Here is a 21886-nt window from a genome sequence, read left to right as displayed (position 1 = left end):
CGCTTACTTCGACTTCTGAAGGTTGGGGATAACCTTCTGGCCGGGGTTGAGGAAGGCGCCCGCAGTGAGCACCACGCGCTCGGTACCGTTCAGACCGCTAGTAATCGCCACGCCCGCCTCCGTCACATCGCCGGTAGTCACGCCGCGGCGCACCGCCTGGTTCTTGTCGTCGATGATGTAGACGAAATTGCCGTCATTGTCGCTCTGCACCGCCGATTGCGGCAGCATCACCGCGGTGATCCCGCCGGCGACGATGCGCGCGCTGGCAAAGCCGCCGGGGCGGAGCGCCGGATCATAATTGAGCGAGACGCGGGCGATGCCCTGGCGCGTCTGCGGATCGATCACCGGCGAGACCTGCCAGACTTCGCCCCTGAAGACCTGGGTGGTGCCCGTGGGAGTCACTTCTGCGACCGCGCCGGGATGAAGCTTCTGGAGATCGACTTCGGAAAGCTGGGTGCGCAGCTCCATCTGCCCGCCCATCGCCATGCGGAACAGCACGCCCGATCCGGCGCTGACGATCTGACCCGGCTCGACCTGGCGCGTCAGCACCAGTCCTGCCTCGGGCGCGCGGATATCGAGCCGGCGATTGCGCGCCTGCGTCTCGGAAAGCTGCGCCTGGGCGACGCGGACGCGCGCCTGCGCCTGATCGCGCGTCGCGGTCTTGCGGTCGATATCGGCCTTGGAGATGAAGCCGTTCGCGACGAGGCGTTGCGCGCGGTCGAGTTCGGCCTGCGCCAGCCGCGCATCGGCCTGCGCCACGCGAACCGAAGCGGCGAGCGATTCGGCGGTCTGCGCCTGCACGCTGCGGTCGACGGTCGCGAGCACCTGGCCCTTGCCCACCCAGCTGCCCGGCTCGACGAGCACGCGAGTCACCACACCGCCTTCGCCGGCCACGCCGACCGGCATTTCGCGCCGCGCCGCGAGGCTGCCGGTGCCGGTGATGATCGTCTGCACGGTCTTGCGGCCGGGCATCGCGACGGTCACGGTGGGGATCTGCGACTGGCTGGCGCCAGCCGGGCCGCTCTTGCCCGCCGCGCCCTTCGGCGCCTCGGTCTTCGAGCCGCTCATCATGAAGAAGGCAAGGGCTCCCACCACGAGGATCGCCACGCCGACGATCCAGATCCACCGCCTGCTCTTGCGCGTGGTTTCCTCGCCGGTGAACTCCAGCCGCTCCTGTCGTCCGAACATCCCTGCCTCATAGTTCATGTGCGAGCTTCCTGTCCGGCCGCCATGGCCGATGCCCCTCTTGATCGCACTGTATTAGATGAATAAAGCACCGGCCACAAGAGCCGTTTCGCCTCGTGCGCCGTGCAATGCCCGTTTTGAGTCCCTCTCGCAAGATCGCGATCGTTCCATTCAAGAAACGGTTGCAATCAAACCATCTTGGGACGACCCTGTTTTCCAGCGCCCTCGATCGGGCGGCAACAGGAGGGATGGCATGCCCCACGGTATCCTCGGATGGCTCCTCATCGGCCTCGTCGCAGGAGCACTCGGCAAGCTGATCATGCCCGGCCGGGATCCCGGCGGCGTGATCGTCACGATCCTCATCGGCATCGCCGGCGCGCTGCTTGCTTTCTATCTCACGCCGGTGCTGGGAATCGAAGTGCGCGACAGCACCTGGCAGGCCTATGCGGCGGCCACCGCCGGCGCCGTGGTCCTGCTGGCGCTCTATCGGATGGTGATCGCCCGGCGTATCTGAACGCCGGCCTTCGGGTTCGTTCAGCTTCGGTGTGCCCTGCATCCGGCAGGGCGCGAGGCAGGACGCTCATTGTTCCGGGAGAGTATCGATGATTCGCTTGGCCCTGTATGCAACCGCCGCCGGCCTCACGCTGGCCACCGTCTCAGCCTCCGCGCAGGAAGCGCGGCCGATGACGATGCCGATCGACGGCACCATGCTCGAGATTTCCGCCGACGGCACCAGCACGCGCGCGCCCGACCTCGCGATGATCCAGGCGGGCGTGGTCACGCAGGCTGCGACTGCAGGGGATGCGATGCGGCAGAACGGCACGCGCATGGCGACGGTGCTCGCGGCACTCAGGCGCGCGGGTGTTGCCGAACGCGATATCCAGACCTCGAGCATCGCGCTCAGCCCGCAATATCGCTATGCGCAGAATGAGCCGCCGGTGATCACCGGCTATCAGGCTTCGAACCAGGTCACGGTGCGCTTCCGCGACATCGCGAAGAGCGGCGCGATCCTCGATGCACTGGTGAAGGAGGGCGCCAACAACATCTCCGGGCCCAATCTGATGGTCGACAAACCCGAGGCCGCGCTCGACGAAGCCCGCACCGCCGCCGTGGCCACGGCGCGCGCCCGGGCCGAGCTCTATGCCAAGGCGGCTGGGTTGCGAGTCGATCGCATCCTGTCGATTTCAGAAAGCGGCGCGATGCCGGTACCGCCGCGGCCGATGATGATGATGCGTGCCGAAGCCGCGGCCGATGCGACGCAGGTCGTCGCGGGTGAAAGCGAGCTGCGCGTATCGCTCTCGGTCCGCTTCCTGCTCAAGTAAGAAGCGCACGAAAAAAGGGGCCGCCTTCGCAGGCGGTCCCTTTTTGATACTCGCCTGGCGTCTTTAGCGCACTGCGCCGCGACGGACGAGGTTGACGATCGCCAGCAGGATGATCGCACCCAGCAGCGATACCAGGAACGTCATCGGCGTGACGGCGCCGTTATTGATCGAGCCGCCGAAAAGCAGGCCGCCGATAAATGCGCCGACGATGCCGACGATGACGTTGAGGAAGATGCCCTGTTGGGCATCGGTACGCATTACGATGCTCGCCAGCCAGCCGACGACGCCGCCGATGACAAGCCAAACAAGAAGACCCACCATAGATAGTCCCTCCGTTGTTAGCCCGGCGGGCCCGGGCGACAGAGAGAAAATCCGCAAGCACTCATATTGGTTCCGTATCGATTTTTCGACACTGGGTCGGAACTTTCCGGCGTCCGGACAGTGCCGGAAAAGAAAACGGCCCGCTCCCGGGTCCTGAGAGCGAGCCGCCTTGGGCCCGATGGGAGGGCTAGATCAGTATTTCTGCTGGCGCTCGTACAGCGAACGATAATGCTGGATGCGCGTGACACGCAGCCCTGGCATGCCCGAACGGTCGATCGCCCGCTGCCAGCCGGCGAATTCCTCGACGGTAAGGCCGTAGCGCTCGCAAACCTCGTCCACGCTCAGCAGTCCGCCATTGACCGCGGCGACCACTTCGGCCTTGCGGCGCACGACCCAGCGGGTGGTGCTCGGCGGCGGCAGCGTATCGAGCGTCAGCGGCTCGCCGAGCGGCCCGATCACTTTCGCAGGACGGATCTTCTGGTTTTCAATCATCTACTTGCCTCATCGGGGCGGGGGCCCCCGTTACTCAACTTCACCACCTTTATGCCCAGCGCTTGAACAACGACTAAAACGCCTAGGTAAACGTGGGCTTCATTCCTCTTGCCACCGCGTTAGCGCCAGCGCCGCGGCGCGGTGAAAGGCGCCATGGGCGGGCGCGAGCAGGGCATCGGCCGGTGCCGCCAGTGCCAGTCGCGTCTGAACGCATGCCGTGGGGCTTGCCGCCTGTCGGGCAGCCACGCCCACCAGCAAGACCGCCAGCTCGGTCGGCATGGCGGTGACCGCCACGTCGCGATCCAGTCTGGCAAAGCTCAAATCCACGGATACAAATCCAGTCTCAACTCTCTTGGTCGACCAACTTTAGCGAAGCAGGATGAAGGGGCCGTAAAGCCGATGGGAACCCTCGCTTAACCTGCGTTGCTGATCCGTTTCCACGGACTGGACTGGATTGAAGCGGCACATGCGCCTATGTGCGCCTGGTGATTCCCGTGGATTTTCAGCTGCCGGAGCCGCTTTCGAAGCGGCGGATCGTCGTCGCCATGTCGGGCGGGGTCGATTCCTCGGTGGTGGCCGCGCTCGCCGCGCGCAGCGGCGCCGAGACGATCGGCGTCACGCTCCAGCTCTACGATCATGGCGAGGCGGTCGGCCGCGCGGGCAGCTGCTGCGCCGGCCGCGACATCCGCGACGCACGCGCCGTCTGCGACAAGCTCGGCATCGCGCATTACGTGTTCGATCACGCCTCGAGCTTCCGCGAGACGGTGATCGACGATTTCGCCGACGAGTACCTCGCCGGGCGCACTCCGATCCCATGCGTGAAGTGCAATATGGGGCCCAAATTCACCGACCTGTTCGCGCTCGCGCGCGATCTGGGTGCGGACTGTCTCGCCACCGGCCATTATGTCCGGCGCGTCGAAGGTGCCGGCGGCCCTGAACTTCACCGCGCTGCCGATCCCGCGCGCGATCAGAGTTATTTCCTGTTCGCCACGACGCAGGCGCAGCTCGACTTTCTGCGCTTCCCGCTGGGCGGCATGCCCAAGCCGCAGGTCCGTGAACTCGCCGCCGAGCTCGGTCTCGGCGTCGCGGGCAAGCCAGACAGCCAGGATATCTGCTTCGTCCCTGACGGGGATTATGCAAGCCTGGTCAAGAAGCTGCGGCCGGAGGCGGAGACCGGTGGCGACATCGTCGACGAGAGCGGCCGCAAGCTCGGCGCACACAAGGGCCTGATCCACTTCACCGTCGGCCAGCGCCGCGGGCTCGAGATCGGCGGCGCGCCCGAACCTTATTATGTGCTCCGTCTCGACCCCGCGACACGCGAAGTCGTCGTCGGCCCGAAGCGTGCGCTCGCGGTTCGCGCTGCGCGGATCGAGAACATCAACTGGCTCGGCGGCGATCACGCCGGGGAAATGACGGTCAAGGTCCGCTCGCTGGCCAAGCCGGTCCCGGCGCGGCTGGAGGCCGGTCGCGTGGTCTTCGAGACCCCCGAATATGGCGTCGCGCCCGGCCAGGCCGCAGTGCTCTATGCCGGCGACCGCGTCCTCGGCGGCGGCTGGATCGCGGATACCGAGCGCGCCGAGCTCATCGCAGCCTGAGTTCGCCTTCGATCACCGTTACGCAACTGCCGGCGAGGATCACCTTCTCACCTTCGAGCTCGCATCCGACATACCCGCCGCGGCGGCTCGCCTGGAATGCAGTGAAGGCATTCCGTCCGAACCGCGCGGCCCAATAAGGCACCAGCACTGAATGCGCCGATCCGGTCACCGGATCCTCGTCGATTCCCGCCGCCGGCGCGAAGACGCGGCTGATCACATCGGTGTCTGTGCCGGGCGCCGTGACGATATTGAGCGTATCGCCGATCGCCGCGAGTGCGCGGAAGTCGGGAGTCAGCGCCAGCACCGCCTCCGCGCTATCGAGCACGACCAGGTCATAGCCGCGCGGGTGGCGCAGCGTCTCGGCATGCGCCACGCCGAGCGCCTCCAGCAGGCCCGGCACGTCCTGCGTCTCGGGGGGAAAAGCTGGCAGCGCCATCAGATAATCGTCGCCGTGCCGCGCCACTTCGAGCACGCCGGACTTGCGCGTGCGGAAACGGACGAGGTCGCGGTCCTGTTCGCGGTCGAGCACATAATGCCCGCTCGCCAGCGTGGCATGGCCGCACAACGCCACTTCCACTGCGGGGGTGAACCAGCGCAGCTCGTACTCCGCCTCGCCGCTCGTGTCGGGAACGAAGAAGGCGGTCTCCGAGAGGTTGTTCTCCTCCGCGATCGCCTGCAGCGTCGCGTCGTCGAGCCAGGCATCGAGCGAGATCACCGCCGCCGGATTGCCGGTAAACGGCTGGTCCGCGAACGCGTCGATCTGGGCGAAAGGCAGTTTCATCGCGTGTCCTTGAGCAAATCGGTCTCGGCGAGCGGATTGCCCGGCTCGTCTATTTGGCCTTCCGGATCGACATGGATCAGCACCTCGGTGCCGGGAAATTCTTCCGCGAGTTCCTTTTCGAGCCGCTCGACCACGTCGTGCGATTCGAGCACGGTCATGTGCGGATCCATCCAGATGTGGAACTGGACGAAATCCTTCGACCCGCTGGTCCGCGTGCGCAGATCGTGCAGCCCGATCAATTCGGGGTGTCGCGCAGCCACCTCGACGAAGCGCTGGCGCTTCTCCTCGGGCCATTCCTTGTCCATCAGCTGATCGATCGCCGCGACCGAGGCGCGCCACGCGCCGAACAGCAGCCACAGCCCGATCGCGATGCCGAACACGGCATCGGCGCCCGCGATCCCGGCATAGCTTTCCAGCGCCAGCGCGACGATCACCGCACTGTTGAGGAACAGGTCCGATTCATAATGGATCCGATCGGTCCCGATGGCGATCGAGCCGGTGCGGCGGACCACCGCGCGCTGGTAGCGCGTGAGCGCCAGCGTCACGACGATCGCGATCAGCGAGACCGCGATGCCATATTCGGCCTCGACGCTGGACTGGTGTTCCATCAGCCGCTGCGAGGCGCGCAACAGGATCGCGAAGGCGGAGACGGCGATCACCGCGACCTGGAACAAAGCCGCCAGCGCCTCGGCCTTGCCGTGTCCGAAGCGGTGATCATGGTCCGCAGGCTGCGACGCCCAATGGACGCCGGCCAGGGTCACCAGCGACGCGACGAGATCGAGCACGCTGTCGGCGAGGCTGGCGAGCACCGCCACCGAACCGGTGCGCCACGCCGCCCATGCCTTGAGCGTGCCGAGCAGCACCGCGCACGCGACGCTCGCCAGCGCAGCCCGCCGCGCGAGGTTCATGGGTAAAGGAGTCCTTCGCTCCAGCCGTTCGCGGCCGGGACGAACAGCCGGCGCTCGTGGAGCCGGTGTTCGCGGTCCTGCCAGAATTCGATTGCCGAGGGGACGACGCGATACCCGCCCCAATGCGGCGGCCGCGGCACCTCGCCGCTCTCGAAGCGTGCGCGCATTTCCTCGTAGCGCGCCTCTAAGGTCGCGCGCGCATCGAGCGGGCGCGACTGTTCCGAGGCCCAGGCGCCGAGCTGCGAATCGCGGCTGCGGCTGGCGAAATAAGCGTCGCTCTCGGCATCGGTCACCTGGGCGACCGTGCCTTCGATGCGGATCTGGCGGCGCAGCGACTTCCAGTGGAACAGCAGCGCCGCCTTGGGCACAGCGGCGAGTTCGCCTGCCTTGCGGCTCTCGCGATTGGTGTAGAACACGAAACCGTCGGGTCCGTGCCCTTTGAGCAGCACCATCCGCACCGAAGGCTGGCCAGCGGCGTCGACCGTCGCCAGCGCCATCGCGTTGGAATCATTGGGCTCGCTCGCCCGCGCCTCGGCGAACCACGCGTCGAACAGCTGGAAGGGATCGGTTGTCATCGTGCCTGCCCTCTACGCCGACACCATTTTGGTGTCGAGGAACGGACTCCGGTCTGGCGAATTGAATCGGTTTCGCAACGAGGGAGTTGGAGATGGCCGCGCGCGCCTATTGGCAGGGACAGATAAGGCTGGCGCTGGTCTCGATCCCGGTCGAGATCTACTCCGCGACCAAATCGGGCGCGCAGATCAGCTTCCACCAGATCCACGAGCCGACCGGCAAGCGGATCAAATATGAGAAGGTCGCTCCCGGCGTCGGCCCGGTCGACGTAGAGGAGATCGTCAAGGGCTTCGAATATGAGAAAGGCAGCTACGTCCTGCTCGAGCAGGACGAAATCGATGCGGTAAAGCTCGAATCGAAGAAGACGCTCGAGCTCACGCAGTTCGTCGACGCCGACGAGATCGACGTGCTCTATTATGAGAAGCCTTATTTCGTCGTCCCCGCCGACGATCTCGCCGAGGAGGCGTTCATCGTGCTGCGTGAGGCGTTGAAGCGGACACGCAAGGTGGGGCTCGGCCAGCTTGCGCTCAGGGGCCGCGAATATGTCGTCAGCCTCAAGCCGTGCGGGCGCGGCATGGTGCTCGAGACGTTGCGCTACGCCGACGAAGTCAACAAGGCGCAAGGCTATTTCCGCGACATCCCCGACACTGCACCCGACCCCGAATTGCTCGGCCTCGCCGAGACGCTGATCGACAAGAAAGTCGCGAAGTTCGACCCCAAGGAATTCCACGACCGCTATGTCGACGCGCTCAAGGACCTGATCGAGCGCAAGAAGAAGGCCAAGGGCAGGAAGATCATCGAGGAAGCCGACGAAGGCGCTCCGAGCCGCGGATCGAACGTCGTGGACCTGATGGCCGCGCTCAAGAAGTCGCTCGAGCGGCCCGAGGCCAAGTCGAGCGCGGCGGTGAAGACCAAGCCCGCCAAGGCGCCTGCGAAGAAGGCGCCGGCGAGGAAGCGGGCCTGATCCGTGGCCGGTCGCGATCCCCTCGCCAAATACAACGCCAAGCGTGATTTCACTCGGACCGCCGAGCCGGCGGGGAAGATCGCACGCACCGGCGGCAATCGCTTCATGGTGCAGAAGCACGATGCGACGCGCCTCCATTGGGACTTTCGTCTCGAAGTAGACGGGGTGCTCAAGAGTTGGGCCGTCACCCGCGGCCCCAGTCTCGACCCCAACGAGAAGCGTCTCGCCGTGCGGACCGAGGATCATCCGCTCTCTTATGCCGATTTCGAAGGCACGATCCCCAAGGGCCAATATGGCGGCGGCACGGTGATGCTGTGGGACGACGGCGTCTGGGAGCCGGTCGAGGGCAAGAGCGCGAAGGACCTGGAGAAGGGCCACCTCCATTTCCGGCTCGAAGGCGAGCGGATGAAGGGCGAATGGCTGCTCATCCGCCTCAAGCCGCGCGGCAACGAGAAGAACGAGAACTGGCTGCTGCGGAAGATCGACGACGCATATGCCGGTGCCACGGATTATCTGGTCGAAACCGGGCTCACCAGCATCACGACCGGACGGACGATGCAGGAAATCGCGGAGGGCAAAAAGGCCAAGATCCTCCCCGGGACGGGGAGGATCGAAACTACCCGCCTTCCAGTCCCCCCAGCTCGCCACCCTCGTCGACAGCGTGCCCGCCGGCAACCAATGGCTCCACGAAGTCAAATATGACGGCTATCGCGCGCTGATCGCCACGGGTGCCAAGGGCCCGAAAATCTACACGCGCACGGGTCTCGACTGGACCGACAAGTTTCCGGGCATTGCCGAGGCGGCAAAGACGCTCCCTGCCCCCGCGCTGATTGACGGCGAGATCGTCGCCTACAAGGAAGGCAAGCCCGATTTCTCGACGCTGCAGGAGGCGATCGCGAACGGCGGTGAAGACCTGACTTTCTTCGCCTTCGACCTGCTCGCCGACCACGAGGATACGACCAAGCTCCCCCAGCTCGCCCGGAAAGAGCGGCTGCGCGCGCTGCTGGACGGCGCCGACGGGCGCATCCTCTTCTCCGAACATATCGTCGGCGCGGGCGAGAAGCTGTTCGAGACGATGTGCCGCGAAGGCTATGAGGGGATCGTCTCGAAGCGCGCCGATGCACCCTATCGCGGCGCGCGCACCAAGGCCTGGCTCAAGGTCAAATGCATCCATCGCCAGGAATTCCTGATCATCGGCTGGACCCCGAGCAGCGCCAAGGGCCGCGGCTTCCGCTCGCTCCTGCTCGCGCTCAACGGCCCCGATGGCCTCGTCTATGCCGGCAAGGTGGGTACGGGCTTCAACCAGGCCACGCTCCACGACCTTCGCGAACGCTTCGACAGGATTCCGGCAAAAGAAGCACCGGTGAAGGTTCCCCGCGCCGAGGCGCGCGGCGCGCAATGGCTCCAACCCAAATTGGTCGCCGAAATCGCCTTCACCGAATTCACCGCCGAGAATGTCGTGCGCCATGGCAGCTTCATCGGGCTGCGCGAGGACAAGAAGCCCAGGGACGTCGTGGCCGAAAAGCCCGCGCCGCTGCCTGAGATCCCTGCCCCCGCTCCATCGAGCATCAAGATCAGCAGCCGCGATCGGGTGATTTACCCCGAGGCCGGTCTCACCAAGGGCCAGCTTGCCGATTATTACACCGCGATCGCCCCGGTGGCGCTGCGCTGGCTGGCGAACCGCCCAATCAGCCTCGTCCGCTGCCCGCAGGGACGCGCGAAACATTGTTTCTTCCAGAAGCACGACGCCGGCAGCTTCGGCGAGCGTGTCCATCATGTCGACGTCCGCGAGAAGGACGGCTCGGTCGAACCCTATCTCTATGTCGACGATCTCGACGGGATCATGGCCTGCGTCCAGATGGGCACGATCGAGTTCCATGGCTGGGGCAGCCTCGTCGCCGATATCGAGAAGCCCGACCGGCTGGTCTTCGATCTCGATCCCGACGAGGGGCTCGATTTCGCGCAGGTCCGAAGGGCCGCCGAGGATCTGAAGGGCCATCTCGCCGATATTGGCCTGACGAGCTGGCCATTGCTGTCAGGCGGCAAGGGCGTCCATGTTGTGGTGCCGCTGCTCCCCGAGGCAGATTGGCCCGCGGTGCGCAGCTTCGCCGAGCGCTTCGCACGGGCGCTGGCGCAGGCCGAACCCGATCGCTTCACCGCCAATCTCAAAAAGGTCACCCGCAAGGGCAAGATCTTCATCGACTATCTGCGCAACCAACGCGGCGCGACTGCAGTGCTGCCTTATGTCGCGCGGGCACGCGAGAATGCGCCAGTCGCCGCACCCATCAGCTGGACCGAGCTGCGGGATCTGGAATCCGCCAAGCTCTACACGATCCGCGATGCCGCTACCTTGCTCGAACGCGCGACGAGCCGCGCGCTGCAAGGCTGGGGCGAGGCCGGGCAGGCGCTGCCCGACCTCTAGTCTCGGCTCAGTGGCCCTTCTTCTCGGCCTGGATCGCAGCCTGCGGATCCTTGGCCGGAGTGCCTTCGGCCGGCGTCGCCTCGTTGGAGACGTTGGCGGTCCCGGCACCTTCGGCGACGTTCGCCTCGGCTGCGTTGCCCGCGGCGGGTTCTTCCCCCGCGGCGGAAGCAGCCGGCAGCGGCAGGTTCGAGCCCTGGCTGTTGAGGTAGGCGATCACGTTCGCGCGATCCTGCGGGTTCGACAGGCCGGCGAAGGTCATCTTGGTGCCCGGCGCGTATTTGCGCGGAGAGGTGAGCCACGAATCGAGCGCTTCGAAGGTCCAGGTGCCGGGAACCGCCTTGAGCGCGTCCGAATAAGCGAAGCCCGGGACATGGCCGTGCGGCTTGCCGACTGCGGCATAGAGATTGGGGCCGATGCCCGACGCGCCGCCCTGATTGATCGTATGACAGGCGGTGCACTGCTTGAATATGTCGGCGCCCTTGGCGACATCGGCGGCAGCGAGGCGGGTCGCGATCGGCGCGACGGCGGCACCACCGCCTTCGCTCGTATCCTCGACGCCTTCGATCGCGTAGCCCATCTTCTCGGGCCGCTCGGAGTGGAAGACCATGCCGCTCACGATCGAAAGGCCGAGCGCCGCAATGCCGCCCGCCAGTGCCCAACCCGCAATCGTATTGAACCGATCGTCCATCACACGCCCCTAAAGGAAAGTCGTCCGCCCTTTAGGCTGCGGTTTTTGCTATCGCAAGCCGGGGTTGCCGCGGGAAACGCGCACCGCTAGCGCGCGATCCCATGGAGAATTTCGCAGCACCTGCGCGGCCCATCGTCGCGGACATGATCGCCAAGGCCTCGGCCGAGCCGGGGCGCACCGTGGCGTTCCAGGGCGCGCCGGGTGCCAATTCGCACATCGCGGTGCGCGAAGCCTTTGCCGACGGGCTGCCCTTGCCGTGCTTTTCGTTCGAGGACGCGATCGATGCCGTGAAGGAAGGCCGCGCCGACCGCGCGATGATCCCGATCGAGAATTCGCTCCACGGCCGCGTCGCCGACATCCATTTCCTGCTGCCCGAATCGGGCCTGGCGATCACCGGCGAGCATTTCCTGCCGATTCGCTACGGGCTGATGGGCACCGGCACTCTCGACCAGGTCCGCCAGGCGATGAGCCACCCGCAGGCGCTCGGCCAATGCCGTCACTGGCTCAAGGCACGCGGGATCGCGCCGGTCGCCTATCCCGACACTGCGGGTGCCGCTGCCGTGATCGCCGAGATGGCCGATCCCGCGATTGCCGCGCTAGCGCCGCCGGGAGCCGCCGAGCTTTATGGACTCAATCTGCTCGAATCGGACTTGGCGGATGCCGAGCACAACATGACGCGCTTCGTCGTGCTGGCACGCGAACCACTGGCATTGCCGATCGCGGGCCCGGTGATGACGACCTTCATTTTCGAAGTGAAGAACGTCTCGGCGGCGCTCTACAAGGCACTTGGCGGGTTCGCGACCAACGGCGTCAACATGACCAAGCTGGAGAGCTATCAGCGCGGCGGCAGCTTCGCGGCGACCGAATTCTATGCCGATATCGTCGGCGGCCCGGGCGATCCCGCAGTCGATCGCGCGCTCGAGGAACTCAAATTCCATTCGAAGTGGATGCGCGTGCTCGGCACCTACCCGCAGGCGCGCGAGCGGCCCTGACCGGCCCCGCTTGACTCATGCGATGATTCGTTGTGTATAGACAACATATCGTCGCCTGAGTCGCTGCAATGTCGCAAATCCACAATCGCATCGCTTTGTTCCGCGCCGAGCGCGGGATGAGCCGTCGCGCGCTGGCGGACGCGGCGGGCGTCAACCCGCAGACGATCGGCTATCTCGAGCGCGGCGATTACAGCCCGAGCTTGGAGCTGGCGATGAAGATCGCCCGGGTGTTCGACGTGCCGATCGAATTGCTCTTCTCCTTCGATCCCTTCGAATCCGTGGCGACGGCGCTGCGCCGCGCCGCCGAATAGGAGCCGGTCCATGACCAAGTTCAACCAACGCTTTTTCGCCAGGCTCGACGCCGCCGCCGAACATACCGGCGTCCCCGCCATCGCCAGGGGACAGGCGCGCCGGCGGCATCTGCGCTGGGTGCCGATCGTCGCGCTGGCGATGGCATCGGCGGGCATGCTGACGGGATTGATCCGCATCGATCTGGTCAATGCGGGCTATGCGCTGATCATGCTGGGCTTCGCGATCGCGGTGATGCTGCCGATCTTCGGGCCGCTCAAGCCGTGGGGGTCACCCGAACGTGTCGACGAGTTCGATCGCGCATTGCGGAGCCGCGCGATGCTCGCCGGGTTCGCCGCAGTCAGCATGGCGGCATTCGCCGGCATCTGGCTGGTGATCGGCCTCGCGCTGATCGGCGACTGGCCGCGCTTCACGATCCTCGATCAGCTGCGCTCGCTCGGCTTCTACCTGATGACGCTCCATCTGGCGGTGCCGACGCTGCATGCGAGCTGGGCGACCCAGCCCGTAGCCGACGACGATTAGCCCTCGACCCAGGCGGTCAGCAGCGTGTGCGCAATCGCATAAGGCGGCGGTGCACCGAACGGGGCCGCAGGATCGCCGGCGAGTGCCAACCGCGCCTCGTCGCGGCTGAACCAGCGGGCGTCCTCGAGCTCATGGACATCGATCGTGATCGCGTCGTCCTCGGCCTCGCCGATACAGGCGATCATCAGCGACGAGGGAAAAGGCCAGGGCTGGCTGGCGACATAGCGCACCGCGCCGACGCGGACCCCCGCTTCCTCGAATATCTCGCGGCGGACTGCTTCCTCGATCGATTCTCCGACTTCGAGGAAACCGGCCAACGCCGAGTAACGCCCCTGCGGCCATGGCGGCTGCCGGCCGAGCAGCACCTTGTCGCCGAGCTCGGCAAGCATGATCACCACCGGATCGACCCGCGGAAAATGCTCGGCATGGCAATTGGGGCAGGACCGTCCCCAGCCGGCGCGGAAGATCGCGGTGGGCGTGGCGCAGACCGCGCAATAGCCGTGGCGGGCGTGCCAATCGACGAGGCTACGCGCGGCGGCGTAGAGCGCGGCATCCTGCGCATGGAAGCGATCGAGCATCGCGAACAGGGCCGGCGAGCGCATGCCGGAGAAGACCTGGCCGCGCGGGGGTGCGGCAGCGAAGAGCGGAACACCTTCGTCAAAGCCGAGGAACAGCCGCTCGCCCGGCGCGGCATCGAGCGACGTCCAGACGAGGCGATCGGCCTCGTCGAGCTCGGGATCCAGCCCGTGGAGCACGAGCAGCTGGGCGCGCGGATCGGCTTCGGCGGCGGCGAGCAGCGCCGGTTCGTGGCGGACCCGGTCGGCACGATCGAGCGTGCCGCCGGTAAAGCCGGGCGCCCTCACCGGGCGAGATCGGCGTAGATCGCCTTCGATGTTTCGCGCTTGAGCGCCTGCTCGCTGAACGAATTGATCATCATCGTCGCGCGCAGGCGGTGCGCCGGATCGACCCAGCCGATCGACCCCGCCGCGCCGGCCCAGCCATAGGTGCCCTTGCCCGGACCGCCGGGAACGTCGGCGAGATAGACCGAGCCGCCCGCGCCGAAGCCCATCGGCGCACCGGTATCGGCGGTCATCTGCGCGAGGGTCGAGCGATCGACGCTGGGCGGAAGCAGGTCCGACATCGCCAGCCGCACCGTCTCGGGCTTGAGGATACGAGCGCCGTCGAGCTCGCCACCGTTCAGCAGCATGTGGAGGAAACGGTCATAATCGCGCGCCGACATGACGAGGCCGGCGCCGCCATAAGGGAAGCTGGGCGGCTGGAGCCATACCGAAGTAGCGCCCTGATCGATCGCGACCTTGGGCGCCATGTAATTGGTGGCGAGGATGCCGGCTTTCGCCTGCGGCACCGTCCAGAAGCTCGACTGCATCTTGAGCGGCGCGAAGATGCGCGTGTTGACGAACTGGTCGAACGGAATGCCGCCGGCGACTTCGATAACCCGGCCGAGAACATCGAGCCCGATCGAATAGCTCCATTTGGTGCCCGGATCGGCGATCAGCGGCAATGTCGCGGTGCGGTTCGCGAATTCTTCGAGAGTCGACGGCCGTGCGGCGCGCATGCCGGGCTCGAGCAATGCGTTGACCTGCGCGGGATTGATCCCGAGCCGGTTATATTCGACGAGCAGCGGACCCTTGGTGACGATGGTATAGCCGAGGCCGGCCGTGTGGGTGAGCAGGTTGCGCACCGTGATCGGGCGCGTGGCGGGACGGCTGGTCAGGTCCTTGGCTGGATCGACGAGGACCTTCATGTCCTTGAACGCCGGGATGAAATCGCTGATCGGCTGGTCGAGCCTTAGCTTGCCTTCCTCGACCAGGATCATCGCGGCGATTCCGGTGATCGGCTTGGTCATCGAATAGATGCGCCACAGGCTGTCGGCATTGGCGGCCGGGGCATCCGGCTCGATCGCGATCCGCCCCTCGGCGACCATATGGGGCATGCTGTTGCCCACCGCGCTGAGGATGACGATGCCCGGCACCTTGCCCTCGGCGACGACACGCCTGGCCAGTTCGCCCTGCGCAGTGAGGCTGCGCGAATCGGGAGAGGGCATTGGTGCGGTAGCGGTTTGGGGCCAGGCCGGGCCGGCGATCGCCAGCGCCGCGATCGATCCGAATATCCGCCAACTACGCATGCATCCTCCCGAACATCCTCGCCGCCTTCGCGAAAACGGTGGGCAGCCCCGCCGCCTCGATTTCGGCGATCGGCCACCATTCGCCCTCGGCCACGTCTGTGTGCGCCGGGATTGTTGCAGCCGCAAGCGCCACTTCCAGGTTGAAATGCGTGAAGCCGTGACGGACTTGCGTATCGAGCGCGTGCCATTCGGCGGCGATCGGCGCTCCCGCCAATCCGGGTGGTGAATCGGTCCAGGGGCCGGTTGGGAGCGCGCGCATTCCGCCGAGAAGCCCCTTGGCCGGACGCCGCACCAGCAGAACCCGGTCGTCCCGCTCGAGCCAGAACATCGTGCCGTAGCGCTGCGGCTTGGGGAGCTTGACCGTCTTGACCGGGAAGCGCTCGGGTGCGCCGCCGGCGAAGCCGTCGCATTGCCCGCGCAAGGGGCAGAGGAGGCAGCGCGGCGCGCGGGCGGTGCAGATGCTCGAGCCGAGATCCATCATCGCCTGCGCGAAATCGCCGGCGCGGGCACCGGGCGTGATCGAATCGGTGAGCGCGCGGATCCTGGGCCGAGCGCCGGGAAGCGGATCGGCCAGCGCGAACAACCGCGTCACCACGCGCTCGACATTGGCGTCGACCACTACTGCGCGCCGGCCGAAGGCGATCGCCGCGATCGCGGCGGCGGTGTAGCCCCCGATCCCGGGCAGCCCGAGCAGTTCGGCTTCGGTTTCGGGAAGCGCGCCGCGCCGCGCGACTTCGCGGGCACAGGCGAGCAGATTGCGCGCCCGGGCATAATAACCGAGCCCCGCCCAGGCGGCCATCAATTCGGCATCCGCCGCCGCCGCCAGCGCCGCGAAGCTCGGCCAGCGCGCAGTGAATTTCTCGAAATAGGGGATCACGCTGGCGACCTGGGTCTGCTGGAGCATGACCTCGCTCAGCCAAACCCGGTACGGATCGGGGGCGTTGGCGCCGGGCGGCGCGCGCCACGGCAGGTCGCGGGCATGAGCGTCGTACCATTTGAGCAGCGGAGCGGCGATTGCGCGAGGGACGTTGTCGGGCACGCCTCGCCTATGGCATGGGTAGGCCGAAATGACGACGGCCCCCGATAAACCGAAGCGCGCGACCACGCGCCAGCCCCGGCTCGAACCGCAGCGATCGAACCGTGCGCGGCCCGTTTCCGAGCTGCTGCCCGATGTCGGCCGTGCCGCGTTCCGCAAGTTCGGTTTCGTCCAGCATGCGATCGTCAGCCGCTGGAGCGAGATCGTCGGCGAGCGCTATGCCCGGGTCTCGGCACCCGAATCGATTCGCTTTCCGCAGGGCAAGCGCGCCGAGGGCGTGCTGAGCCTCGTCGTCGCGGGGGCGCACGCCCCGATGATGCAGCATATCGCCCCGGAGATCGTCGACCGGGTCAATCGCTTCTTCGGCTATCCCGCGGTGGTCCGCGTCGCGATCCGCCAGGGCGAGATCAAGCGCACCGCCAAGGCCGCGCCGCCGCCCAGCCTCAAGCCGCTGTCCGAGGCGATGGGCGACAGTCTGCGCGGCATCGCCGATCCCGAATTGAAGGCAGTGCTCGAATCGCTCGCGGCAGGCGTCGCGGCGGCGGACGAGACGCTCAAGCTCGGCAGGATCGATTGATGATGTTGCGCTTGCTTGCCGCCGCTTTGCTTCTGACGCTCGGTGCCGCCACCGCTCCTGCACAACAGGTGCGCCGTGGGCCCGCCGCGAACTGGGTGAGCGTGGTCGCCAAGACTCCCGAAGGCGGCTTTCGCCAGGGCAACCCCAATGCGCCGATCAAGCTGGTCGAATATGGATCACGCACCTGCCCGACCTGCGGCCGCTTCGCCGCCGAGGGCGTCGAGCCGCTCCGTCGCGAATGGATCGCCAGCGGAAAGCTCAGCTACGAATTCCGCGACTATCTGATCCACGGCGTGCCCGATCTGTCGCTGGCATTGCTCAACCAGTGCGTGCCCACGCCGGCCTTCTTCCGGACACTCGACGCGATGTTCGCCAACCAGCAGGCCTTCGATGCGCCCCTGCACAAGCTGATCGACAGCCAGCCCAAGCAGATCGAGGCATGGCAGGCGCTTCCGCCAGCCCAGGCCGCGACCAAATTCGCGGAGGCGCTGGGCATGATCACGTTCATGAAGGCGCGTGGGCTGCCCGAGGCGCAGGCGCGACGCTGCCTGGCCAACCCCGCGCTGATCAAGGGTGTCGCCGACACGTTCGCCGCCGGAGCAAAGGCCGGCGTCGAGGGGACGCCGAGCTTCTTCGTCAACGGCCGCCGCGTGCGCGCCTATAGCTGGGATCAACTTCAGCCCGAACTCCGCGCCGCGGACAGCTGATCGAATTTTCTTCGGAGAGACACGAATATGCGTTTTGCCCTCGCCTTGCTCCCCCTTCTCGCGCTCGCGGCCTGCGGCAGCGGTACCGAGAATGCGTCCACTCCGGTGACGTCGAGCACTCCAGTCGCCAACGTCGCGCCGCCGGCGGGCAAGCAATGGGTCGATGTGGTCAGCAAGACGCCGGAGGCCGGCTTCCGCCAGGGCAATCCCAATGCGCCGATCCAGCTCGTCGAATATGGCTCGCGCACCTGCCCGACCTGCGGCCGCTTCGCCGCCGAGGGCGTCGAGCCGCTCCGCCAGAAATATGTCTCGACCGGCAAGGTGAGCTACGAATTCCGCGATTTCCCGCTGCACGGCCCGCCCGATCTGGCGCTCGCCCTGCTCAACCAGTGCGTCGGCACGGATGCGTTCTTCCCGATGCTCGACCAGATGTTCGCCAACCAGTCAGGCTTCGGCGAGAAAATGACTGCGCTGCCGGAATCCTTCATGCAGCAGCTCCAGACGATGACGCCGCCCCAGGCCGCCGCGGCGATGGCCGAAGGAATGGGGGCGATCGAATTCGTCAAGCAGCGCGGCATTCCCGAGGCAAAGGCGCGCCAGTGCCTCGCCGATCAGGCGACGATCAAGAGCATCGCCGACGTGATGGCGGATGCCTCGAACAATCGCGGCGTCCAGGGCACGCCGAGCTTCTTCATCAACGGCAAGGCAGTCGACGCGGCGATGTGGTCGCAGGTCGAGACAGCGTTGCAGGCGGCCGGGGCCCGCTGACGACAAACCGCGGGGGGCGGCGCCGATGCAGATCAAAAGGCTGCGACTGACGGGCTTCAAGAGCTTCGTCGATCCGGCCGATCTGCGCATCGAACCCGGCCTCACGGGGATCGTCGGCCCCAATGGCTGCGGCAAATCGAACCTGCTCGAGGCGCTCCGCTGGGCGATGGGCGAGAACAGCGCCAAGTCGATGCGCGGCGCGGGCATGGAAGACGTGATCTTCGCCGGCACCGCGACCCGGCCAGCGCGCGACTTCGCCGAAGTCTCGATCCTTGCCGAACAGGCGGGCGAGGAAGACGAACTCGAAGTGGTCCGCCGGATCGAGCGCGGCACGGGTTCGGCATACCGGCTCAACGGCCGCGACGTCCGCGCCAAGGACGTCGCACTGGTCTTCGCCGATTCGGCCACAGGCGCGCATTCGCCGGCCTTGGTGAGCCAGGGGCGGATCGGATCGATCATCTCGGCCAAGCCCGCCGAGCGCCGGGCGATGCTCGAAGAAGCGGCCGGGATCGCGGGATTGCACGTCCGCCGCCGCGACGCCGAGCAGAAGCTCCGCGCGACCGAGGCGAACCTGACCCGGCTCGACGAAGTGATCGGCGATCAGGAGACGCGGGCCGCCGCGCTCAAGCGCCAGGCGCGGCAGGCCGAGCGCTATCGCGAGCTCTCCGATCGTATCCGCGTCGCCGAGGCGCGGATGATCTTCGCGCGCTGGCGCGATGCCGCCGAGGCTGCCGACGCGGCTAAGAAGGAGGCCACTGCCGCCGAAGCGTTGGTCGCTGAACGCGCGAAGGCGCACGACGCCGCTGCCGCGCGGCAACAGGCGGCGGCGGAAGCACTCGCCGGAGTGCGCGCCGATTCCCTCACTGTCCGCGACCGCGCCACCGAGGCGATGCACCGGCTGGCGACGCTCCGCAGCGAGCGCGCGGCGGTGGAGCGGCGGATCGTGGAGCTGCGCGACGCCGCGATCCGGCTCGCCGAGGACCGCAGCCGCGAAGGCGCGCTCGCGCACGATGCCGCCGAGGCACTGGCGCGGCTCGCCGAAGAGGCAAGCACGCTGGAAGCGCGGATCGCTGAGGCCGGCGCGCAAATGCCCATGCTCGACGCCGCGCTGGCCGAGGCCGAGCGCGCAGCGCGCGATGCCGAGGTGGCGCTTGCCCAGGCGCTGGCAGCGCAGGCGAGCGAGGCGGCAGACGCGCGGGTCGCGGAAGCCGCATTGATCGCGGCACGCACCCGCGCCGAGCGCTCGGCGCGCGACCAGGCGCGCGTCGATGCCGAGATCCACGCGCTGGGCGACGCCGAGCCGCTCAAGGCCGAGAAGGCGCGCGCGGCAGAGGCACGGGCGCAGGCGCTGCGGCAGGCGGAAACGGCGCGCGCGGGCCTGACCCGCGCCGATGCGAGCGAACGCAGCGCGATCGATTCGCGCGACCGGGCGCAATCCGCACGCGCCGCCGCGCATGCCGAACTGGCGCAGCTCGACAGCGAATCCGCCGCACTCGCCAAGGCGACGCGGCCGTCGGGCAAGGATCGGCTGCTCGACCGGCTCAAGGTCGACGCCGGCTATGAACGCGCGCTTGCCGCCGCGTTGGGCGACGATCTCGAAGCGGGGCTCGATGCCAGTGCCGAACGCTATTGGGCGGGCGCCGAGCCGGTACCGGGAGATCCCGCCGCACCGGCCGACACCACGCCGCTGTCGCGCCATGTCGAGGCACCTGCGGGGCTCGCCCGCCGCCTGGCGCAGGTGCTGGTGGGGGAGACCGATACCGGCCAGCCGCTCGCAGTGGGCCAGCGGCTGGTCACGCTCGGCGGCGTGCTGCGCCGCTGGGACGGTTATGTCGCCAAATCGGGCGGGGCGGCGGCGGCCGAAAGACTCGAACGGGTCAATCGGCTCGCCGCGCTGGAGAAGGCGCGCCCCGCCGCGGTGCGCGCCGTCGATGCCGCCGATATCGAGCTGGCGCGGATCGACGAGACCATCGCCGAGGCGCGCCGCGCCGCCATGGATTGCCGCCGCGTGCTCGACCATGCCGAGAATGCGGGCCGCGAGGCCGGTCGCGCCGAGGACCGCGCGACTGCGCAGCTCGAACGGCTCGAATCGCAGCGTGCCGATCTCGAATCGCGCCGCGCCCGCATCGCCGCCGAGCAGGAAGAGGCGGCGGGCGAACTCGCCCGCGCCGAAGCAGCCAAGGCCGCGTTGCCCGACGGTTCGGCGACACGCGGGCGGGTCGCGGCGCTGTCATCCGAAGCCGAGATACGCCGCGCCGCCGCCGCCAATGCGCGCAGCGAGCGGGGGACGCTGGAGCGCGAGATCGGCCAGGCGCGCGAACGGCTCGCTGCCGCGGGCGCCGAAAGCCGCAGCTGGAAATCGCGCGCGGGCGAGGCGGCGCGGCGATCGACGGAGATGGACAAGCGCGCCGCCGAACTGGCCGAGGAGAGCGAAGCGATCGCGACCCGGCCCGCCGAGCTCGACGCTGCAGTGGCCGAAGCCGAAGCGGCGACCGAGACCGCCCGCGCCGAATCGGCGGCCGCGCAGGCGGCGGAGCGCGAGGCCGAAACCGCGCTGCGTGCCACCGAAGGCGACGTTCGCGCCACCAATGAAAGCCTGGCCGAGGCGCGCGAGGCGCGTGCCGGCGCGACTGCGCGGGCGGAGAATCAGGAAGCGCGGCGGATCGAGATGGGGCGCCTCTCGGGCGAGCGCTTCGAATGCCCGCCGCCCTTGCTGCCCCAGAAGGCGGGGTTCGAGGCGGAGAGCGTGCGCAGCCCGCAGGACGAATCCGCGGCGCACGAAAAATTGAGCGCCGAGCGCGAGCGGATCGGGCCGGTCAATCTCGTCGCCGAAACCGAGCTCGCCGAGCTGGAGGCCGCCTTCACCAGCAACGCCGCCGAACGCGACGAGCTGGCGCAGGCGGTCAATCGGCTGCGGGGATCGATCGGGACGCTCAACCGCGAGGGGCGACAGCGGCTGCTCGCCGCGTTCGAGGCAGTCGACGTGCATTTCCGGCGGCTGTTCAGCACCTTGTTCAACGGCGGACAGGCGCATCTCGAACTGGTCGATTCGGACGATCCGCTCGAGGCCGGGCTCGAGATCATGGCGCAGCCGCCGGGCAAGAAGCTCCAGTCGCTGACCCTGCTCTCGGGCGGCGAGCAGGCGCTGACCGCGGTGGCGCTGATCTTCGCGCTGTTCCTCACCAACCCGGCCCCGATCTGCGTGCTCGACGAAGTCGATGCGCCGCTGGACGACGCCAATATCGAGCGCTTCTGCGACTTGCTTGAAGCGATGACCCACGAGACCGCTACGCGATACCTGATCGTCACCCACAACGCCGCGACGATGAGCCGTATGCACCGGCTGTTCGGCGTGACCATGGTCGAGCGCGGGGTGAGCCGGCTGGTGTCGGTGGACCTGGGCGGCGCGGAGACTTTGCTGGCGGCGGAGTAGGATTTCGTGGGCTTAACTTCGCACTTTGCCCGCGGTTTGTGAAAGAAACTTGCCGGGCGGCGACAGATTGTTACGCCATCCTGTTGGACGATTGATTGCTTCAAAGAGCGGCGCGTGCAGGAGCGCGCCACAGTGGAGCAGGCGA

General features: G+C 67.4%; 22 protein-coding genes and 1 pseudogene. 12 read left to right on the top strand and 11 right to left on the bottom strand.

The window, feature by feature from the left end:
* Nucleotides 1-3: 3 nt before the first annotated feature.
* Nucleotides 4-1206, bottom strand: coding sequence for an efflux RND transporter periplasmic adaptor subunit (locus ASE13_RS11760; protein ID WP_056615806.1), 1203 nt, complete (start codon nucleotides 1204-1206; stop codon nucleotides 4-6).
* A 232-nt stretch (nucleotides 1207-1438) separates the two neighbouring features.
* Here ASE13_RS11760 and ASE13_RS11755 point away from each other — a divergent pair, with 232 nt between their 5' ends.
* Together ASE13_RS11755 and ASE13_RS11750 are read left to right on the top strand one after the other, a co-directional pair.
* A complete protein-coding gene (locus tag ASE13_RS11755; protein ID WP_056615803.1) occupies nucleotides 1439-1699 on the top strand; it encodes a GlsB/YeaQ/YmgE family stress response membrane protein in 261 nt (86 codons plus the stop codon).
* 88 nt (nucleotides 1700-1787) lie between these two features.
* Entirely contained in the window at nucleotides 1788-2507 is a 720-nt protein-coding gene (locus ASE13_RS11750) for an SIMPL domain-containing protein (protein WP_056615800.1), read from the top strand.
* A 63-nt stretch (nucleotides 2508-2570) separates the two neighbouring features.
* On the opposite strand, the gene ASE13_RS11745 is transcribed toward ASE13_RS11750, so the two are convergent.
* The 3 genes from ASE13_RS11745 to ASE13_RS11735 all read right to left on the bottom strand — a co-directional run bounded on the left by ASE13_RS11745 (nucleotide 2571) and on the right by ASE13_RS11735 (nucleotide 3647).
* Nucleotides 2571-2825: a GlsB/YeaQ/YmgE family stress response membrane protein gene (locus ASE13_RS11745; RefSeq protein ID WP_056617702.1), complete on the bottom strand. Its 255-nt coding sequence runs from the start codon at nucleotides 2823-2825 to the stop codon at nucleotides 2571-2573.
* 195 nt (nucleotides 2826-3020) lie between these two features.
* A complete protein-coding gene (locus ASE13_RS11740; protein ID WP_029937039.1) occupies nucleotides 3021-3320 on the bottom strand; it encodes a DUF1153 domain-containing protein in 300 nt (99 codons plus the stop codon).
* A 99-nt stretch (nucleotides 3321-3419) separates the two neighbouring features.
* Nucleotides 3420-3647, bottom strand: a complete 228-nt coding sequence (locus ASE13_RS11735) for a hypothetical protein (RefSeq protein WP_235536950.1) — start codon at nucleotides 3645-3647, stop codon at nucleotides 3420-3422.
* 158 nt (nucleotides 3648-3805) lie between these two features.
* On the opposite strand from ASE13_RS11735, the gene mnmA reads away from it, so the two are divergent.
* Nucleotides 3806-4915, top strand: coding sequence for a tRNA 2-thiouridine(34) synthase MnmA (mnmA, locus tag ASE13_RS11730; RefSeq protein WP_414885314.1), 1110 nt, complete (start codon nucleotides 3806-3808; stop codon nucleotides 4913-4915).
* Here the strand turns inward: mnmA and ASE13_RS11725 are convergent.
* From ASE13_RS11725 to pdxH, 3 genes are read right to left on the bottom strand one after another with little or no spacing between them, the layout of a single operon-like run.
* Nucleotides 4902-5696: a PhzF family phenazine biosynthesis protein gene (locus ASE13_RS11725; RefSeq protein WP_056615797.1), complete on the bottom strand. Its 795-nt coding sequence runs from the start codon at nucleotides 5694-5696 to the stop codon at nucleotides 4902-4904. The two genes, mnmA and ASE13_RS11725, sit on opposite strands and share 14 nt — an antisense overlap.
* Nucleotides 5693-6604, bottom strand: a complete 912-nt coding sequence (locus ASE13_RS11720) for a cation diffusion facilitator family transporter (RefSeq protein ID WP_056615794.1) — start codon at nucleotides 6602-6604, stop codon at nucleotides 5693-5695. The genes ASE13_RS11725 and ASE13_RS11720 overlap by 4 nt, the downstream gene beginning before the upstream one ends.
* Nucleotides 6601-7179 (bottom strand): pyridoxamine 5'-phosphate oxidase, encoded by a 579-nt coding sequence (pdxH, locus tag ASE13_RS11715; RefSeq protein WP_056615791.1) that lies wholly within the window; start codon nucleotides 7177-7179, stop codon nucleotides 6601-6603. Before pdxH ends, ASE13_RS11720 begins: the two co-directional genes overlap by 4 nt.
* Nucleotides 7180-7271: 92 nt before the next feature.
* Here pdxH and ASE13_RS11710 point away from each other — a divergent pair, with 92 nt between their 5' ends.
* Both ASE13_RS11710 and ligD read left to right on the top strand, forming a co-directional pair.
* Nucleotides 7272-8141: a Ku protein gene (locus ASE13_RS11710; RefSeq protein WP_056615788.1), complete on the top strand. Its 870-nt coding sequence runs from the start codon at nucleotides 7272-7274 to the stop codon at nucleotides 8139-8141.
* A 3-nt stretch (nucleotides 8142-8144) separates the two neighbouring features.
* Nucleotides 8145-10563: pseudogene (gene ligD, locus ASE13_RS11705) on the top strand (DNA ligase D).
* Between the two features lie 7 nt (nucleotides 10564-10570).
* Here ligD and ASE13_RS11700 read toward each other — a convergent pair.
* Entirely contained in the window at nucleotides 10571-11251 is a 681-nt protein-coding gene (locus ASE13_RS11700) for a c-type cytochrome (RefSeq protein WP_056615785.1), read from the bottom strand.
* Nucleotides 11252-11352: 101 nt separating this feature from the next.
* On the opposite strand from ASE13_RS11700, the gene ASE13_RS11695 reads away from it, so the two are divergent.
* The 3 genes from ASE13_RS11695 to ASE13_RS11685 all read left to right on the top strand — a co-directional run bounded on the left by ASE13_RS11695 (nucleotide 11353) and on the right by ASE13_RS11685 (nucleotide 13074).
* Entirely contained in the window at nucleotides 11353-12243 is an 891-nt protein-coding gene (locus ASE13_RS11695) for a prephenate dehydratase (RefSeq protein ID WP_056615783.1), read from the top strand.
* A 68-nt stretch (nucleotides 12244-12311) separates the two neighbouring features.
* Complete coding sequence (locus ASE13_RS11690) at nucleotides 12312-12554, top strand: helix-turn-helix transcriptional regulator (RefSeq protein ID WP_056615781.1); 243 nt, start codon at nucleotides 12312-12314, stop codon at nucleotides 12552-12554.
* Nucleotides 12555-12564: 10 nt separating this feature from the next.
* The gene (locus tag ASE13_RS11685; protein ID WP_056615776.1) at nucleotides 12565-13074 is read left to right on the top strand and encodes a hypothetical protein; all 510 of its coding nucleotides are present in this window, start codon (nucleotides 12565-12567) and stop codon (nucleotides 13072-13074) included.
* Here the strand turns inward: ASE13_RS11685 and nudC are convergent.
* From nudC to ASE13_RS11670, 3 genes are read right to left on the bottom strand one after another with little or no spacing between them, the layout of a single operon-like run.
* Entirely contained in the window at nucleotides 13071-13937 is an 867-nt protein-coding gene (nudC, locus tag ASE13_RS11680) for an NAD(+) diphosphatase (RefSeq protein WP_056615773.1), read from the bottom strand. The two genes, ASE13_RS11685 and nudC, sit on opposite strands and share 4 nt — an antisense overlap.
* Nucleotides 13934-15220 carry a serine hydrolase domain-containing protein gene (locus ASE13_RS11675; RefSeq protein WP_056615768.1) on the bottom strand — a complete coding sequence of 429 codons (1287 nt, stop codon included), beginning with the start codon at nucleotides 15218-15220 and terminating at the stop codon, nucleotides 13934-13936. The genes nudC and ASE13_RS11675 overlap by 4 nt, the downstream gene beginning before the upstream one ends.
* Nucleotides 15213-16259, bottom strand: a complete 1047-nt coding sequence (locus ASE13_RS11670; RefSeq protein WP_056615766.1) for an A/G-specific adenine glycosylase — start codon at nucleotides 16257-16259, stop codon at nucleotides 15213-15215. Before ASE13_RS11670 ends, ASE13_RS11675 begins: the two co-directional genes overlap by 8 nt.
* A gap of 28 nt (nucleotides 16260-16287) precedes the next feature.
* On the opposite strand from ASE13_RS11670, the gene ASE13_RS11665 reads away from it, so the two are divergent.
* The 4 genes from ASE13_RS11665 to ASE13_RS11650 are packed head-to-tail and all read left to right on the top strand — an operon-like array spanning nucleotide 16288 to nucleotide 21741.
* A complete protein-coding gene (locus ASE13_RS11665) occupies nucleotides 16288-16833 on the top strand; it encodes a DUF721 domain-containing protein (protein ID WP_056615763.1) in 546 nt (181 codons plus the stop codon).
* Nucleotides 16833-17540 (top strand): thioredoxin domain-containing protein, encoded by a 708-nt coding sequence (locus tag ASE13_RS11660; protein ID WP_056615761.1) that lies wholly within the window; start codon nucleotides 16833-16835, stop codon nucleotides 17538-17540. The genes ASE13_RS11665 and ASE13_RS11660 overlap by 1 nt, the downstream gene beginning before the upstream one ends.
* 27 nt (nucleotides 17541-17567) lie before the next feature.
* A complete protein-coding gene (locus ASE13_RS11655) occupies nucleotides 17568-18308 on the top strand; it encodes a DsbA family protein (protein ID WP_056615759.1) in 741 nt (246 codons plus the stop codon).
* A gap of 25 nt (nucleotides 18309-18333) precedes the next feature.
* Complete coding sequence (locus ASE13_RS11650) at nucleotides 18334-21741, top strand: chromosome segregation SMC family protein (protein ID WP_056615757.1); 3408 nt, start codon at nucleotides 18334-18336, stop codon at nucleotides 21739-21741.
* The last annotated feature ends 145 nt before the right edge of the window (nucleotides 21742-21886 follow it).

Origin of the sequence: Sphingomonas sp. Root241 (assembly GCF_001428865.1) — a bacterium.
Classification (GTDB): Bacteria; Pseudomonadota; Alphaproteobacteria; order Sphingomonadales; family Sphingomonadaceae; genus Sphingomonas.
This window is presented reverse-complemented; position numbering and strand designations above follow the sequence as displayed.

Coding starts and splice junctions, on each gene's coding strand:
- ASE13_RS11760 (WP_056615806.1), bottom strand. CDS start 1,206: ATGAACTATGAGGCAGGGATGTTCGGACGACAGGAGCGGCTGGAGTTC.
- ASE13_RS11720 (WP_056615794.1), bottom strand. CDS start 6,604: ATGAACCTCGCGCGGCGGGCTGCGCTGGCGAGCGTCGCGTGCGCGGTG.
- ASE13_RS11755 (WP_056615803.1), top strand. CDS start 1,439: ATGCCCCACGGTATCCTCGGATGGCTCCTCATCGGCCTCGTCGCAGGA.
- pdxH (WP_056615791.1), bottom strand. CDS start 7,179: ATGACAACCGATCCCTTCCAGCTGTTCGACGCGTGGTTCGCCGAGGCG.
- ASE13_RS11660 (WP_056615761.1), top strand. CDS start 16,833: ATGATGTTGCGCTTGCTTGCCGCCGCTTTGCTTCTGACGCTCGGTGCC.
- ASE13_RS11655 (WP_056615759.1), top strand. CDS start 17,568: ATGCGTTTTGCCCTCGCCTTGCTCCCCCTTCTCGCGCTCGCGGCCTGC.
- ASE13_RS11750 (WP_056615800.1), top strand. CDS start 1,788: ATGATTCGCTTGGCCCTGTATGCAACCGCCGCCGGCCTCACGCTGGCC.
- ASE13_RS11685 (WP_056615776.1), top strand. CDS start 12,565: ATGACCAAGTTCAACCAACGCTTTTTCGCCAGGCTCGACGCCGCCGCC.
- ASE13_RS11725 (WP_056615797.1), bottom strand. CDS start 5,696: ATGAAACTGCCTTTCGCCCAGATCGACGCGTTCGCGGACCAGCCGTTT.
- ASE13_RS11695 (WP_056615783.1), top strand. CDS start 11,353: ATGGAGAATTTCGCAGCACCTGCGCGGCCCATCGTCGCGGACATGATC.
- ASE13_RS11690 (WP_056615781.1), top strand. CDS start 12,312: ATGTCGCAAATCCACAATCGCATCGCTTTGTTCCGCGCCGAGCGCGGG.
- ASE13_RS11740 (WP_029937039.1), bottom strand. CDS start 3,320: ATGATTGAAAACCAGAAGATCCGTCCTGCGAAAGTGATCGGGCCGCTC.
- ASE13_RS11675 (WP_056615768.1), bottom strand. CDS start 15,220: ATGCGTAGTTGGCGGATATTCGGATCGATCGCGGCGCTGGCGATCGCC.
- ASE13_RS11710 (WP_056615788.1), top strand. CDS start 7,272: ATGGCCGCGCGCGCCTATTGGCAGGGACAGATAAGGCTGGCGCTGGTC.
- ASE13_RS11650 (WP_056615757.1), top strand. CDS start 18,334: ATGCAGATCAAAAGGCTGCGACTGACGGGCTTCAAGAGCTTCGTCGAT.
- ASE13_RS11665 (WP_056615763.1), top strand. CDS start 16,288: ATGACGACGGCCCCCGATAAACCGAAGCGCGCGACCACGCGCCAGCCC.
- ASE13_RS11700 (WP_056615785.1), bottom strand. CDS start 11,251: ATGGACGATCGGTTCAATACGATTGCGGGTTGGGCACTGGCGGGCGGC.